The sequence below is a fragment of the Chryseobacterium culicis genome, from assembly GCF_002979755.1.
GTDB lineage: Bacteria > Bacteroidota > Bacteroidia > Flavobacteriales > Weeksellaceae > Chryseobacterium > Chryseobacterium culicis_A.
In genome coordinates, this window is sequence record NZ_PCPP01000003.1 from 213,396 (window position 1) to 228,998 (window position 15,603).

Here is a 15,603-nt window from a genome sequence, read left to right on the forward strand (position 1 = left end):
TATAGTTTCGTTTTCAGTCATATTTTGGCCTAGAGCCAGACTCGCAATTTAAAAAAAAATTAGAATTATTATAAATTTAATATAATTTTAGTTAAAATTATGTATATTACGAAACCGATTTTAGTTAGTTTTTTAAAATCCAATAATTTAGAACGTCCTATGCATTGCATAATATTTGTTTTAAATTAAGAAAAGGTTAAACAACTGTTTAACTTAATTTCATATTCAGCCTTTGAAAATTGCATTCTTTGCCATAATAATACCTTCAATAGCGGTATTCAGCAGATATTCCTTATCTTTGCAGTCAAAACTTTACTATAAATGTCAAACAGAAAGATGATTACGGCAGCTTTGCCTTATGCAAACGGTCCGGTTCATATAGGACATTTGGCAGGTGTTTATATTCCTGCGGATGTTTACGCAAGATTTCAGAGAAGATTAGGAAAAGATGTAGCGTTTATCTGTGGTTCAGATGAGCACGGAATTCCTATTACCATAAGAGCCAAAAAAGAAGGAGTAACTCCTCAGGATATCGTTGACAAATATCACGAGATCATTAAAAAATCTTTTTCTGACCTTGGAATTTCATTTGATGAATATTCAAGAACAACGTCTAAAAACCATTATGAAACCAGTCAGGATTTCTTCAAGGTTTTATACGAGAAAGGAAAATTCACGGAAGAAATTTCTGAGCAGTATTTTGATGAGCAGGCAGGAGAATTCCTTGCTGACCGTTATATTGTAGGAACTTGTCCTAATTGTGGTAACGAAAATGCTTACGGGGATCAGTGCGAGAAATGTGGTTCTACCCTTTCTCCTTCTGAGCTGATCAATCCGAAATCAATGCTTAGCGGAAATGTTCCTATCCTTAAAGAAACAAAAAACTGGTACCTGCCCTTAAACGAATACGAAGATTTCCTCAATGAATGGATCATTGAAGGTCATAAAGATGACTGGAAGCCTAACGTATACGGACAGGTTAAATCCTGGTTAAATGACGGCCTTAAGCCTCGTGCCATGACCAGAGATCTTAACTGGGGAGTTCCGGTTCCACTTCCGAATGCTGAAGGAAAAGTATTATATGTATGGTTTGATGCTCCTATCGGTTATATTTCTTTTACCAAAGAATGGGCAGAGAAAAACGGAAAAGACTGGAAAGATTACTGGCAGAGTGAAAACAGTGACCTGGTACATTTTATCGGAAAGGATAATATTGTATTCCACTGTATTATTTTCCCTTCAATGATGAAAGCTCACGGAGATTATATCATGCCTAAAAATGTTCCTGCTTTTGAATTCCTGAACCTTGAGAACGATAAAATCTCAACGTCAAGAAACTGGGCAGTATGGGCTCATGAGTATGTGGAAGACTTCCCGGGACAACAGGACGTTTTAAGATATGCTCTTCTTTCATCAGCTCCGGAAACTAAAGACAACAACTTTACATGGAAGGATTTCCAGACTAAGAATAATTCTGAATTGGTAGGAATCTTCGGAAACTTCATCAACAGAGTTGCCGTTCTTATTCATAAATATTATGATGGTGTTATTCCACAAGGGGATATCAACAGTCCTGAATTGCAGGAAATAAGTAAATCGGCAAAAGAGATTTCAGGATTCCTTGAAAATTATGAGTTCAGAAATTCATTAACGGCATTAATGAATCTCGCTCGTTTTGGAAACCAGTATCTTCAAACAGAAGAACCTTGGAAAACTATTAAAGATAACCCGGAAAAAGCGGCTCAATCTTTATTCGTTGGGGCACAAATAGCAGTTGCATTAGCTCAGCTATGCGAACCTTTCATGCCTTTCAGTTCTGAAAAGCTATTGAATATGTTCAATGTTCAGAAGAAAGACTGGAATACGATTGAAAATCAATCCGTATTAATTGAAACAGGACATACAATCAACGAATCATCTCTCCTTTTCTCAAAAATTGAAGACGATGTCATTGAAGCTCAGATCCAGAAACTGGAAGACACCAAACAAAACAATAAAAAAACAAACCCTAACGCAAACCCTATGAAAGAAGAAATCACATTTGATGACTTTACTAAAATAGACCTTAGAACAGCAACCATTACAGAAGCTGAGAAAGTAGAAAAAGCAGATAAATTATTAAAACTTACTGTAGATACAGGAGTAGATGTAAGAACTGTTGTTTCTGGTATTGCAGAAAGTTTCACTCCGGAAGAAGTAATCGGAAAACAGGTAATGATCCTGCTGAACCTTGCTCCTAGAAAGATCAGAGGAATTGAATCTCAGGGAATGTTATTATTAACAACAAAACCAGACGGAAAATTATCTTTCGTAACACCGGACGACAGCAATGTTGAAAACGGTATTGAGATCGGATAATTAAAATCCTTATAAAGATCACAGGCTGTTTCATTAGAAGCAGCCTTTCTTTTGACAGTATACAGCTTATGGTGAATAGAAGTGTTTTGAGAAAACTCTCTGACTCAGAATTAGAGAAATATGTACAGGAAGGCAACCGCTTTGTTCCGGAAGCCGTTCAGATGGCTTTTGAAATTCTGGAAGAAAGAGGACGTGTTTTCAGTGAACAGAAAAAAGCAGCTGTTCTGCAATTGATCCAGCGTAAAAAAGACGCAGAAGAAGCAAAACGTACAGAAGAGGCAGAAGTCTGGAGAGATCATATTACAGAAGATCCTGATGCCATTAAGCTTTATTCAAGATCAACTATTTTCGTGAGCAGTATTTTGTTTAGTCCGATTCCCGGAGCCATTTTATTATTTCTGAATTTAATCAAACTCAAAAAATACCTTGCTGCCTTTTTTACGCTGGTATTTGGTTTTCTTTTTTTTGTATTTCAAAAATACGTTCTGATTTCCCATTTTGATTTCGGAACAACATCCAGATACAGTCCGGAAATAGGAGTTCTTTCAGTAGGAGCTTTAGGCTTACTTGTCATAAGCGTTTTAGCCACTCCCAAAAAGCTTCCTTATCGTGCAGAATCTTATGTCTTTCCCGTAATTTTATGTGCTGCAACTGCTGTTCTGATGTATTTCAATTTTCAGGAATGGTTTTCTTATTATCCGTTATCAACGGTTATTCGCTTATTCAGATCATGATCAGAAGCTAATTCCCGCTATCCACTTTTACTCCTCGCGCCAGCGCTGCCACCCTGAGCTTAGTCGAAACATTCCAATCCTTGCTGTGGGGTAACCGTTTCTATCGGGGCTAGGAAGAAGCACAAAAAAAGCCATCCCGGTTTACAGAATGACTCTATTATTTTTGAGATTGCTTCGCTTTCAGCTCGCAATGACTTGTTGTAAATTATTTCTTAGTCAGTTTTGCCAGATAACAATCTTCATCTTTCAAAACTCTTTCTATTTTGAAGCCGTTATTTTGAGCCGCATTTTTCAACGTATTGAAGTCAAGATACAGCCAGGTAATCGGTTCTTCAGATTCTCCTTTATAATGAACCACATACTCCAGTTCTCCGTAGTAACCTCCTGCAGGAATATACACTCCACCATCCTTATCACGGTCGAACATATAAAGGATATCCGTACTGTCGATCAGGATCTGTCCTTTATCACCTAACAAGGTGTACAGTTTCTGAAGATAGGTATCAATTTTCGCCAGGCTTTCAAACACTCCGGTACCGTTCATCAATAATAAAATGGTATCAAAATTTTCTCCGGAAAAATCAAGCATATTTTCACAAACGGCCTTTTTAATTCCTCTCAGTTTACAAACCTCAACAGACTTTGGTGAAATATCCAACGCGGTCACATCAAGGTTTCTTTCGTTTTGAAGGAATAAAGAATGAGAACCGGCTCCTGCCCCAATATCCAGAACTTTTCCTTCGGATAACTGCAGTGCTTTCTGCTCAATATCATTCATTTCGTCAAACGCTCTGAATAAATAATCCACCGGAAGCTCATCCAGCTCAGAAATTGACGTTTCAGTCTGCAGATCCTCCGGATTTTCATTGTGATAATAATCCCAGATCGCTCTGCCCATTAAATCTTTCATAGGGCAAAGATACGGGTTCATGATGATAGTTGCGAGTTTATTTTGTTGCGAGTTACTGGTTGCTGGTTTCTTTTGTTGCTAGTTGTTTTTGTTGCTGGTTGTATTAGGTTGTCATTATCTTGGCTCTTGAATCTTGAATCTTGGTTCTGTATCAAAATTCACCATTCACTTCCGAAGCAAAATTCACTATTGACATCAATGCGCTTCCATCAATATTTCACAGAATATCTCCCTAATCCCTAAAACCTGCCACCTATCACCTATTTCCTACTCCATCGAATCCTTCTCTTTATGCCTGTCCGCCTGAGATTCATTCTCTGCAACCCCAGCTTTCCAATAAGAATAAGCATACAATTCCTGGGAAGTCCAGTTTTTCTCTTTTCTCAGATAGGTACGGATTTCTTTCACACTTGAAAATTCACAGGCTACATAACCAAATTTTGTCGTCTCGGGGATCTCAATGCTTTTTACCACATTGACAATTTCGCTGCTGATGTGACGTTGTGCATTGTGTAACCATTTAAAATCAACCTGGGCATTGGTTTCAAGCAGCTGCTCGTCTTCTTTTCCATGAACTTCGATGATGCATGTTCCTTTTGCCGTTTCGGGAAGTGTTTCCAGGATTGCACTGATCACCGGAATGGCTGTAGCATCTCCTACCAACAAATACCAATCTGCAGCGGGATACAGCTCTTTTCCCTCCAAACGCATCATCACACCCAATTTTGAGCCTGCTTCAGCCTCTCTTACCCATCGGGAAGCCGGGCCACCGTCTCCATGGTCTACAAAATCAATGATCAACTCATTTTTCTCAAGATCAATTCCTCTGTGGGTATAGGTTCTGATTGCCGGAGCAACTTCTTTAGGCGGATACACCCATTGATGGTTTTCATCCAAAGTCGGAAAATGAATTTCGTTCAATCCAGCAGGTGGAACGGCAATTTTATTATTATCTCCCACCATCGTGTTCCTGAACAACTGAACTTCCGGTGAATACAAATACACTCTGATAAAATGGTCAGTAATGTATTCTTTTCTGGTTACTTCGGCAACAATCTGCCCTGTTGAAATTTTGGCCATAACTGATTTTTTTTTAAAATTAAAATCCGGTTTCCGATCAATCTCAGAAACCGGATTTGAAATACAATATGTTTTCAGATCAAGGCATTTTTACCTTTATCTTATTTTCTAGAATTCAAAAGTGTAAGAAAGGTTGAATGTTCTTCCTCTTCCTTTATAATTAAACAGTTCCGGAAGTCCGTAAGTAGAATATAAAACCTGGGAACGCTTGCTCCAGATGGTTTGATAATCGGTATTAAACAGGTTTTGGATTCCCAGATTGAATTTTCCCCAGTTGAAACGGTATCCCATCATCAGATCTGAAGTATTATAACCTTCCACAACATTATTAAGCTCGTCTTTCTGTTTGAAATTCTGCAAAGACTGGAATCTGAATGACCAGTTTTTAATATTATATCCGATATACGTTACCAATTTTGAAGGAGAGGCATTGTAAATTTCCTGTTTCTGCCATTCTCCTTTATTATCTACCTCAGATTTAATCAAAAGTCCGCTTGCTCCAAAATAAACTCCATTGTTTAAAGCATAAGAAACCTCAGCTTCGATTCCCATGTTTCTTAATTTCAAATCATTCACAAGAATCTGGAAGGTCTTTTTATCTACGGCAACTGTTTTATCAGAATTACTCAGGAATCCCGCAATCTGAGCTCTTAATCCTCCTTTGTTGATACGGTAACCTAGCTCAAACTGATTGGTTTTGATCGCCTGAAGAGGCTGCTCTTTTACATTGATGCTGGATACCACATCCCAATTTGTTCCCACCAGTTTATATTGTCCAATTCCATAAAACTTGGCAGGATCAGCTAAGCTTGCTCCCTGAGAAAATGTTCCCCAAATCTGATGTTTTTCATTGAATTTATACAACAATCCGGCATTGGCTAAGGTGACATTATAAGAACTTTCACCTCCCGGAATTGCAGATGCTGAACTCCCATATCCCATTGCCATCTGTGTCTGCTGTTCGGAGCCAATAAAATCATCCATTTTTACATTGATATGTTGATAACGCACCCCGGCATTCAGTTGTAATTTTGGAAGAATATTATATTTTGCCTGAACATATCCTGCATAACTCTGTGAATGATTGGTTGGGTATCTTCCCAAGCTGTATTTTGTTTCATTAATTAAACCACCACTAGACATTGTTTTTGCAATATCATAAACAGATTGTGTTCCTTCAAACTTTTCAAAATCGAAATCTGCTCCATAGGTAACATTCAGTCCGCGCCATGATTTGGATAATAAGGCTTTAATCCCTGAATAATAAGTATCCTGCTGTGAAGAGGACATATAAGGTATTTTTCCCGTCTGCAGGGTAACATTTCCAGGAAATGGATAGAATCCTAATTTTTCACCACGGGTAGCCAATTGCACATACAAATCCTGCCCGCCTAAGATACCGTTTGCATTATACGCTACAGTTGCCATATAACGTTCTGTTCCTACATTTTTATCAGATGAGAAACCATCTCTCATTTCCAGCAATGAAGCATTTTTTGTAGTAAATGCACTCAGGTTTTCGCCTAAAAATAAACTTCGGTCTCCATTAAATTTAGAATTGTAATATTGAAGGGAAGCTGTTATTTTATGTTTATTATTAAACTGATATCCTCCTGTAGCCAAAATATCAATCGACTGGTTATACTGAAGGTCAGTCTGGGTAATATCTGTGAAGAGCTGTTTCTGGTCGGCGCCATACACTCCTCCATTTTGCTGGTAAGCAATTCCTAATCTTCCGAAGAACTTATCCCCTTTGGCCGCAATAGACTGAGCGGCACGGAAGTCATGGTCGTCCTTACCCATAAATCCGGTACGTACACCTAGTTCTGTCTCTCCACTGATTCCTTTTTTGGAAGGGATTTTTGTAATAATATTGATGATTCCACCAGTCGCATTACCTCCATAAATTGAGCTTGCTCCTGAAAGCACCTCTATTCTTTCAATATTAAAGGGATCAATAGCATCCAGCTGGCGGCTGATTGCACGGATACTGTTCAGAGTGACTCCATCAATCATGACAAGTGCTGAACGCCCTCTCATATTCTGTCCGTAATTGGTTCTTCCCTGTGGACCAATATCCATAGAAGGAATAAGAATCGACAACATTTCTTTGATGGGAACTCCGCTTTTAGCCTGTTCCTGAATCTTTTCTTTCTGTACTACCCACACTGTTCCCGGAACTTCAGAGATTTTTGTAGGTTTTCTGGAGGCTACAATGACCACATCTTCAATACCTTTAGCGGCAATAGAATCTTTAGCGGTCTGGGAAATCATCACTCCCGAAACCAAAAGACCTATGAATGCATACTGCTTTTTCATTCTTTCTACTTCAAAATTTTATAATCTCACAAAGATAATCCTTATTTAGAAAGAATAAAAATAACGAAATATGAAATTTTACTTTTTTTAAAGATGGAAGCTGGAAGAAGGGAGCTGGAAGTTATTGATGATCTGTAATCAATACAAGTTATAATAAATTCCTTTGGAGTAAAGGTTTGAAATAAAACAAATAGCTATAAACCGCCTTTCACTACTTCCCTCTTCCAGCATCCATCTTCCCTACTAAAATGTAAAACCCCAGCCCAACGAAGGACCAGGATTTTACTCGTGAAAAACAAGGTATCTTTTATACTGCAGGTCCTGCAGCATCTTTTATTTCTTCTAATAATTTTTTTCTTTCTCGAAGTCTTCTTCTTGCAATGACAGATTTACCCCCGAGAACTCTTACAAATCTGAAATATTGAAAACGTTTGGCTCCAAAGTGATGGGAAGCAATATAAATCATCACTCCAAATCCAACTAAAATAATATATCCGAATATTTTTTTGGTCGCTACAATGATGGCATTCAACTGAATTGTTTTCATATTGGCAGCTACATTCTGAGGAGTAACAGTCATCCCATCCATATAAACGGCAAGATCTCCAATTGCTGTCACCTGAAATCGGTACTGAAACCAAGAGTACAATGTTGAAAAAATTCCTACCGCAAGGAAAGTTCTCCAAACCAATACAAGTCCGATGGCAGCCAGCATCTCATCCATTTCAAGCTTATCCAGTGTATAAAACCATACGGAGATAAACAGAGAACACATTCCATAACCTTTTAAAAACATAGGCAGATACCAGTTGTCATAATTGAACTCCAGTACCATAGAAAAGTACATAATAATGGCATATCCGATCATTGCGGCAAAACCGGAAAGAATATACATTTTCAAAGGTTTTTCTTTTTTAAACCAGAAAATTGCGAGAATTCCGGCCAGAATAATTCCGGGAATCATAAGTAAACTCAATCTGGTATTGGTCAATTGATCATATCCCAAAACTCCCACTGCAAAAGTATTCTGTATAGAGGCTGTTCCAAGAAACATTCCCAGCCAGAAAAGCATAAACAAACCGTGCTGTACATTATTCTTTTTAAAAATTTTGAAAGAAATATACGGTCGTTTTAAGGTTAGCTGGCGGATAGAAAGTAATGCAAAACTTACAAAAGCAGCAATACTGGCATTCATGATATTCTTCGAATTGAACCAGTCCTGCTGTCTTCCAAAAGAATAAACGTATGCTGAAAACATGAACGTTGAAATAAAAAGCAAAATACTCAACCAGTCAATATAATGAAGAGGAACTTTTAACGCAAAATATTTATTGTGCATAAAAATCCAGTGTATCAATGCTAAAATAAAGCATAAAACTGCTGTAAACAGATAAAACTGCTGCCAGTTATAAATCAGGGCAAACTCTGCTGCATAATAAGTAGCCACCTGATTCATCACAAGAACGAATGTATAGAAAGCGCCATAAAACATACCGCGGTTTCCAATCATAACCATCAGGGGCAGGAACAGCTCTATGGTAACCATCATCTTCATAAAACCAATGAGTAAAGAAGTAAATATGAAGATTACTGGCTGTAAAGTAGTTCCGTTCACATAACTAAGCAGCCCTAAAAGTACCAGAAGCAAAACCATCTTATCCCTTACTTTGAATCTCATTTTGATTCTGAGGACAACAGGCATACAAGCTCCCATACCAATGGTGGTTGCATAATTGGCCCACATAAAATATTCTGTCATGGCGCCGGTACCACTTACCAGAGAACTGATATTCCCCGTATACACTCCACCGATAGGCATTACCACTGCAAGCAGTAATACAATCAGCAGCAGCTGTATGGGTTTCGGTACCCAATTGTTATATAATCCTTTGTTGTACATGATAAAATTAGAAATTAGAGGTTAGAAACCAGAAGTTAGAGACTGGAAGTTTTCAGCTTAACTCCGGTATTTTCTAATCTTTTAATCTTTCAATGATTAAATCTTTTAATGACTACCGATATTCACGTTCATATTCATTCCGGCGCTCAGTTTATCCAGATCTTCTTTTTTATTGGAAGCTGTAAACTCTATTCTCACCGGTATTCTCTGCTGTACTTTAATGAAGTTTCCGGTAGAGTTATCCGTTGGTACGCTTGAATATCTTGATCCGGTAGCCGCAGAAACCGCAGTTACCACTCCTTCGAATTGTTTACCTCCTAAAGCATCTGCTGTCATGGAAATTTTTTCTCCAATTTTGATATTAGGCATCTGGCTTTCCAGAAAGTTGGCGGTTACCCATTTCTGACCATTCAGTACGATGGTTGCCACCTGTTGCCCCGGCTGGATCAACTGACCTTCGGAGATGGTTCTTCTTCCCATTACTCCATCATAAGGTGCGGTGATCACCGTATACGAAAGGTTGATTTTTGCCATATCCAAAGCAGATTTTGTTCTTTTAATTTCAGCATCATTGATTCCCAGCTTACTTTTCACTTCAGTCGTAGAAAGGTTTGCAGATTGTTTTTGATTTACCAGAGTTTCATAAGCCGCCTTTTGAGCATCATATTCTGTTTTTACCTGATCATATTGCTGTCTTGTAACTGCTTCGGCTGCCAAAAGATTTTTATATCGGTTTAAATTCTGTTCAGCATTCCATAATCTTGCTTTTGCTCCCGCAATATTGGACTGCATCACATTGATATTGTTGGAAACCGTGTTCACGGAAGAACTTGTTGCCGTTTTTTGAGCCATTGCATTCTGATATGCTGCTTCTGCCTGTCCCAGCTGAGTAAGAATTTCACGTTCGTCAAGGATGACCAGGGTATCTCCTTTTTTTACATGCTGATGTTCAATAAACTTAATTTCTTTGATATAAGCAGAAACCCTTGTATTAACAGGATTGATAAATTCTTCTACCTGTGCAGCTTCTGTATAGGTTTTGCTGCCAATATGAAAATATTCTCGTATTAACCAGAATAATCCGAAACCGATCACCAAAAAGACGATGATATTGGAAATAATAGCTCTGATTTTATTGGTTTTATTTTTCTTTTTCTTGTTTTCTACAGCAGATGCTGCTTGAGTTGATGTAGTATCTTGAGTAGTTTGTCCCTTGTTTTCCATTGTGTTGATTTTCAGTGTTAAAAATTAAAGTGTTCCTGTAGATTTCAAAAGGTTGTAATACTGATACAAAACATTGATCTCAGCATTGGCATAATCGAGTTCTGACTGCAGTTTCTGGTTCTGTGCATCAATCATTTCTGCCTGTACAGCCAGTTGATTCAGATACTTGGCTTCTGTAATCTTGTAGTTTTCTTCTGCCAGTCTTTTGGAATCATTCAGAATATCTGCCTGCTGAATGGCTTCCTGATATTTTGTATAGGCTGCATTCACTCCCATATCCACATTCTGCTGTACCAGAATCATCGCACTATTCGCCTGATTCTTTTGCAGCTCACCTAATTTCACTTTTTCTTTTGTTTTATAAAGAGTATCTATATTATAACTTAAAGAAATTCCTGTCTGCCAGCCTCCTGAATACATATCCAAAACAGGATTTCTGGTTGTAATCGGTCTTTGCAGCGTATATCCACCAAATCCGGCCAGCGTAGGCATATTATCCGTTTTGATGATCTCAATATTTTTATCTGCAACCGCAATATTTTTTTGAGCCGATTTCAGCAAGGGGTTGCTTCCATAAGCAAGATTTGTATAATAATCCATGCCTATTCCGGATTCTTTGTTTTCTAAACTTTCCGTAGGAATAATTTCGGTATCAGAAGATAGACCTAAAGCAATATTCAGGTTGTAATTAAGGATCTTTTTATTGTTTGAAAGAGTAAGAATTCCCTGATCCAGGTTTTTGATGGCCAATTCTCCACGAATGACTTCATTTCGGGTCACCATTCCCTGCTGATAGAACTTCTGAATATTTTTAAGACGCTCCTGAGCCAGTTTCTTATTATTCTGAAATACCTCTTCCTGATTGATGATTTTATAGACATCCAGATAATTGGAAATCACTAAAAATTTCACATCCTGCTTATTTTTCTCAAGATCCAGTTCAGAAAGCTGCTCACGAAGTCCTGCCATTTCGATAGACTTATTCACCAATCCTCCCTTAAAGATCAGCTGTGTAGCCTGTACCGCATAGGAACTTCCGTAATGAGGCATAGGAACCTTTGTAGAATTCGAAAAATCTGTATCGATGGCAACTGCATCTCCTAGATAGAACTGGCTTGTAGAAGCAGTAATCGTAGGAAGTTTCTGAAGTTTAACAACATTAATATTCTGCTTTGCAATATCAATATTCTGAGCAGAAACTTTGAGCTGCTGATGATTATGAACAGCAAGTTCCGCTACCTCACTTGCGGTCATCTGCTTAATCTGTTGTGAAAAAAACAGCGCAGGAAAAGCTGCTATCAATACAGATAGTGCTGTTTTTATTTTCTTTGTCATTTTACCTTGTTTTACAGAGGCAAAGTTAGGTCAACAACAAAATCAATCAAATGCTTGATTTTTGGAAAAAGATGTTCAAATGTAAGATTTTAGTTTTCAAACTGATGTCTGTACTGTGTAGGGCTAACCTCCAGATGTTTCTTAAAAAAGTGAGAAAATGAGTATTGATCGCTAAATCCGAGAATAGAAGAAACCTCTGAAACCGGTTTACTGGAAGAGTTTAAGAGTACCTTCGCCTCATTGATCACAATTAAAGCGATGATCTGGCTTGCAGACTTTCCTGTAATCGTCTTCACTACTGCGGAAAGATGTCTGGTTGTAATTGATTGTCGTTCGGCATAAAACTCAACAGTCCTTTCTGTAAGATGATGTTCCGAAAGATCAGTAAGAAATACAAATACAATTTCTTCCTGTCTGGACATCTGGTTCATAGAACTGTTATCTTCCTTGGAAATAATTCCTGCCATCTGATAACAAAAAACAGAAAAAAGATGCTCCACCATTTCTTTCTTGTAAAGCATTTCCGTATCAGAATCCAGGATATATTTCAGGAAATTAACACTTTTCCAGACCACTTCCATTTCATCCTCTGGAAAAGGGACCCCTTTATTCATCTGCTGCCTGAAATAACGGTAAGTAATCAAACGGTTAAACTTCAATGATAAGGCCGAAATAAATCCTCTTTTATAAGAAACCATCCTGGACTGAAAATCGTCTGTTACGGAAACCACTTCATAAATAGTTTGCGGATCGGTTACCATAAACATATTGGCGGAAACTTCAAGATCACTGAAATGCTGACGCAGTTTTATCGTTCCTGATTTAATAAATATAAACGCAGGATTATCAGGACGGAAAGGCTTATCGACAGCTATTCTCTCGAAAATATTTCTTTCCGTAAAAATATCAACTCCGAATTTTTCTAGGGCAGACATAAGACAAATGTAAGCAATCTTACCAGTGATTACAAAATTTTATTATTTTAGCATTCATCCAATTTTCCTTCAGCATGAGAAAGGTCGATTTATTATTTGCCGAATACAGTAAAAGTCACAGAAATGCGACCAACAAGTTCATTCACTGGATTTGCGTACCCTTAATTTTCTGGACCATTCTAGGTTTTGCATCCCTGATTCCCTCCCCTCATTTCTGCGCTTCCTACTTCGGATGTGCCAGTATCATAAGTATTATTGCGATTATTCTGATCACTCTGTTCTATATAAGACTGTCTTTTCGGATCGCTATTGTGATGATTGTAATAATGCTTATGATGGAGCATTTTATCTATCTTACCAATATCAATGTCGGAAGACAATCACGGATGGTTTACCTTAGTGTATTTATTATCACCTGGATTTTTCAGTTTATAGGTCATAAAATTGAAGGAAAAAAACCTTCTTTCCTTAAAGATCTACAGTTTCTTCTGATAGGACCTATATGGCTTCTAGGCTTTATTCTGAAAAAAACAGGAATCAAATATTAATCTTCCAGAGCATATACAGCAAAACTTGCCAGCCAGTGGTCTCCTCCATAATTTCCCTGGAAAAGCAAAGGCAGTCCATTGGCAAGAAATACGTCTGCAGTTTTCCTGAAATCCTTTTTCATGGGATGATTGGCAGGAAGTGCATTTGAAATTCCTTTCATACACCATGCTTTGGAAAAAGAGAGCCCTACCAGGTGAACCGTCTGATAATCGCTAAGGTCACTTACTACAGGAATTTTTTCAACATTCTCCAGGCTTCTTTTTTCGTAAAAAGCATTCAGCCACTGTACAAATTCTTTTTGAGGAAGAACTCTTCGCATCAGATCTGCAATTTCAAGACTTGGCGAAAAGAAATCCGACCCGTCCGGTTCAAGATAGGCAGGTGTTTTCTGATCTTTTAAGAAAAAGTATTTCGCTTTTTCCATCAGCTGATTTTCAAACTCTTTATCTTTATTGGCTCTTGCCCAATCTATGGCAAATGCCATTGCAAATGCTGTATTAGGATGAACTCCGGTTCTGTTCGGATAGGTTTGTTTTGGAAGATATGTTTTCCATGACTTCAGAATCTGATCAGTGAGCGGTTTCAGGTTTTCATGCCATATTTTAGCTTTTGGATGATCCCAATTGGTCAGTTCTTCATCCAGTTTTAAGATCCATGCCCAGCCGTAAGTTCTCTCGAAAGTTCCTGTCAGCTGATATTTTGTAAAATAATCTGCTTCTGTCTGCAGTTTCTCCTTCTGAAAAGATTCATCTAAAATTTTTTCAATCTCTTTAGCACGAGAAAGATTAGGTTTTGTTTTCAAAAGTCTTGTCAGCATCCAATGCCCATGAACAGAGCTATGCCAATCAAAACACCCATAAAAACTAGGGTGAAGATCTTTGGGAGTTAAAGGAACTTCGCCAGCATTATTGATAATATGAGCTGTTTTATTTGGATATTCCTGATTGATACAGTGAAGAGGCTTGTCGGACAATTTCATGGCCATTTCATCTGTAAGTTTTGGAGCTTCCTGGGCATACATCAGAAATGGTGAAAATACAAATGCTAAAAGACTTTTTTTCATGAATTAAAAATAGAGATAATTTATCAGTCTCAGCAATTTTTCAGCCCGGTTTTAAAGCCATCTTATTATTTTTTTGATCTGCTCTTACGTTTTCTTTCATTTTAATTTTTTAACAATTTTAAAATATGAACATTTTTAAGCACACTTTTTGATCATATCCACAAAAAACTAACCCATGAAAAATATTATTCTCATTTTATCAGGACTTATTCTTATTAGTTGTAATAAATCAGGAGTGGCAAAACAGGAAGTCAAAGCTGATCTGATGGAAGTTATCGCTGAAGATCAAGCACCTGCTGCAGCTGTGGCCATACCTCCACCCCTTGCTGTTTCTGAGAAACTGCTTCCCGATAATAATACATCTAACAAAGATGGGTACACCCCAAAGAAAACAGATACCATCTCCAAAAAAATCATCAAAAATGGAGATATGAAAATTCAGATTGGTGATATTAAAAAAGCACAGAGTCAGGTCAATGAAATCATAAAGAAAAATAATGCCTATATCCAGAAAGAAGAGTTTCAAAATACGGACATGGATGATAACCTTAACCTAATCATCAGAGTTCCTCATAAAAATTTCGATGCTCTTGTCAGTTCATTTTCAGACGGAGTAGGCTCGGTTTTATCCAAAAATATTTCATCCAATGATGTCACGGAAGAGTACACTGATATATCGATAAAACTGGCCAATAAAAAAATCTATCTTGAAAAGTATCGTAATATGCTCAAAAGTGCTGCTACCACAAAGGATATGCTGGAAATTCAGGAAAATATCCGAGAACTGGAAGATGAGATTGATGTTGCTGAAGGCAGACTCCGTTTTATTGATGACCGTGTAAACTACAGCACTTTAACGCTCAACTTATACAAAGAGAAAGTAAGAAGCTCAGCGACCTCAGAAATTGGTTTTGGAAGTCGTTTTATGGATTCTCTGACTGAAGGCTGGAACAGTTTTGTAAGTTTCCTTCTGGGATTGGTTTCGTTATGGCCGTTCTTTTTACTTATTCCTATTATTGTTTTCGTTTGGAGAAAATGGAAATCAGGGAAAAAAGATAAAAATTAATCTGTTAAAAATCCGGGCATCTTTGATGCCCGGATTTTCACTGCATTATCAACAATTTATACTGTTTCCAGTATAGGCTTTAATAACAAGAATAGTGCAATAATCTTGTTAAGAGCTGTTAAATATTTTT

12 protein-coding genes are annotated in these 15,603 nt (G+C 37.6%); 4 read left to right on the forward strand and 8 right to left on the reverse strand.

The window, feature by feature from the left end; genetic code table 11:
• The first annotated feature begins 321 nt into the window (after positions 1–321).
• Both metG and CQ022_RS17510 read left to right on the forward strand, forming a co-directional pair.
• Positions 322–2,358 carry a methionine--tRNA ligase gene (metG, locus tag CQ022_RS17505; RefSeq protein ID WP_105683601.1) on the forward strand — a complete coding sequence of 679 codons (2,037 nt, stop codon included), beginning with the start codon at positions 322–324 and terminating at the stop codon, positions 2,356–2,358.
• Between the two features lie 86 nt (positions 2,359–2,444).
• Positions 2,445–3,092 (forward strand): hypothetical protein, encoded by a 648-nt coding sequence (locus CQ022_RS17510; protein WP_228421765.1) that lies wholly within the window; start codon positions 2,445–2,447, stop codon positions 3,090–3,092.
• 205 nt (positions 3,093–3,297) lie between these two features.
• Here CQ022_RS17510 and CQ022_RS17515 read toward each other — a convergent pair whose 3' ends face one another.
• The 7 genes from CQ022_RS17515 to CQ022_RS17545 all read right to left on the reverse strand — a co-directional run bounded on the left by CQ022_RS17515 (position 3,298) and on the right by CQ022_RS17545 (position 12,795).
• Entirely contained in the window at positions 3,298–4,002 is a 705-nt protein-coding gene (locus tag CQ022_RS17515) for a class I SAM-dependent methyltransferase (RefSeq protein WP_105683603.1), read from the reverse strand.
• A gap of 267 nt (positions 4,003–4,269) precedes the next feature.
• Positions 4,270–5,082 (reverse strand): siderophore-interacting protein, encoded by an 813-nt coding sequence (locus CQ022_RS17520; RefSeq protein WP_105683604.1) that lies wholly within the window; start codon positions 5,080–5,082, stop codon positions 4,270–4,272.
• Between the two features lie 108 nt (positions 5,083–5,190).
• Positions 5,191–7,401: a TonB-dependent receptor gene (locus CQ022_RS17525; RefSeq protein WP_105683605.1), complete on the reverse strand. Its 2,211-nt coding sequence runs from the start codon at positions 7,399–7,401 to the stop codon at positions 5,191–5,193.
• A 307-nt stretch (positions 7,402–7,708) separates the two neighbouring features.
• The gene (locus CQ022_RS17530) at positions 7,709–9,301 is read right to left on the reverse strand and encodes an MFS transporter (protein WP_105683606.1); all 1,593 of its coding nucleotides are present in this window, start codon (positions 9,299–9,301) and stop codon (positions 7,709–7,711) included.
• 105 nt (positions 9,302–9,406) lie between these two features.
• Entirely contained in the window at positions 9,407–10,525 is a 1,119-nt protein-coding gene (locus CQ022_RS17535) for an HlyD family secretion protein (RefSeq protein WP_105683607.1), read from the reverse strand.
• Between the two features lie 24 nt (positions 10,526–10,549).
• Positions 10,550–11,860 carry a TolC family protein gene (locus CQ022_RS17540; RefSeq protein WP_105683608.1) on the reverse strand — a complete coding sequence of 437 codons (1,311 nt, stop codon included), beginning with the start codon at positions 11,858–11,860 and terminating at the stop codon, positions 10,550–10,552.
• Positions 11,861–11,949: 89 nt separating this feature from the next.
• Positions 11,950–12,795 (reverse strand): helix-turn-helix domain-containing protein, encoded by an 846-nt coding sequence (locus CQ022_RS17545; RefSeq protein WP_105683609.1) that lies wholly within the window; start codon positions 12,793–12,795, stop codon positions 11,950–11,952.
• 74 nt (positions 12,796–12,869) lie between these two features.
• On the opposite strand from CQ022_RS17545, the gene CQ022_RS17550 reads away from it, so the two are divergent.
• Positions 12,870–13,343: a DUF962 domain-containing protein gene (locus CQ022_RS17550; RefSeq protein WP_105683610.1), complete on the forward strand. Its 474-nt coding sequence runs from the start codon at positions 12,870–12,872 to the stop codon at positions 13,341–13,343.
• Here CQ022_RS17550 and CQ022_RS17555 read toward each other — a convergent pair.
• Positions 13,340–14,407, reverse strand: coding sequence for a DUF2891 domain-containing protein (locus CQ022_RS17555; protein WP_105683611.1), 1,068 nt, complete (start codon positions 14,405–14,407; stop codon positions 13,340–13,342). The genes CQ022_RS17550 and CQ022_RS17555 overlap by 4 nt on opposite strands.
• Before the next feature lie 175 nt (positions 14,408–14,582).
• Here CQ022_RS17555 and CQ022_RS17560 point away from each other — a divergent pair, with 175 nt between their 5' ends.
• Positions 14,583–15,473 (forward strand): DUF4349 domain-containing protein, encoded by an 891-nt coding sequence (locus CQ022_RS17560; RefSeq protein ID WP_105683612.1) that lies wholly within the window; start codon positions 14,583–14,585, stop codon positions 15,471–15,473.
• Positions 15,474–15,603: the final 130 nt, after the last annotated feature.

Coding starts and splice junctions, on each gene's coding strand:
- metG (WP_105683601.1), top strand. CDS start 322: ATGTCAAACAGAAAGATGATTACGGCAGCTTTGCCTTATGCAAACGGT.
- CQ022_RS17515 (WP_105683603.1), bottom strand. CDS start 4,002: ATGAAAGATTTAATGGGCAGAGCGATCTGGGATTATTATCACAATGAA.
- CQ022_RS17520 (WP_105683604.1), bottom strand. CDS start 5,082: ATGGCCAAAATTTCAACAGGGCAGATTGTTGCCGAAGTAACCAGAAAA.
- CQ022_RS17525 (WP_105683605.1), bottom strand. CDS start 7,401: ATGAAAAAGCAGTATGCATTCATAGGTCTTTTGGTTTCGGGAGTGATG.
- CQ022_RS17530 (WP_105683606.1), bottom strand. CDS start 9,301: ATGTACAACAAAGGATTATATAACAATTGGGTACCGAAACCCATACAG.
- CQ022_RS17535 (WP_105683607.1), bottom strand. CDS start 10,525: ATGGAAAACAAGGGACAAACTACTCAAGATACTACATCAACTCAAGCA.
- CQ022_RS17540 (WP_105683608.1), bottom strand. CDS start 11,860: ATGACAAAGAAAATAAAAACAGCACTATCTGTATTGATAGCAGCTTTT.
- CQ022_RS17545 (WP_105683609.1), bottom strand. CDS start 12,795: ATGTCTGCCCTAGAAAAATTCGGAGTTGATATTTTTACGGAAAGAAAT.
- CQ022_RS17550 (WP_105683610.1), top strand. CDS start 12,870: ATGAGAAAGGTCGATTTATTATTTGCCGAATACAGTAAAAGTCACAGA.
- CQ022_RS17555 (WP_105683611.1), bottom strand. CDS start 14,407: ATGAAAAAAAGTCTTTTAGCATTTGTATTTTCACCATTTCTGATGTAT.
- CQ022_RS17560 (WP_105683612.1), top strand. CDS start 14,583: ATGAAAAATATTATTCTCATTTTATCAGGACTTATTCTTATTAGTTGT.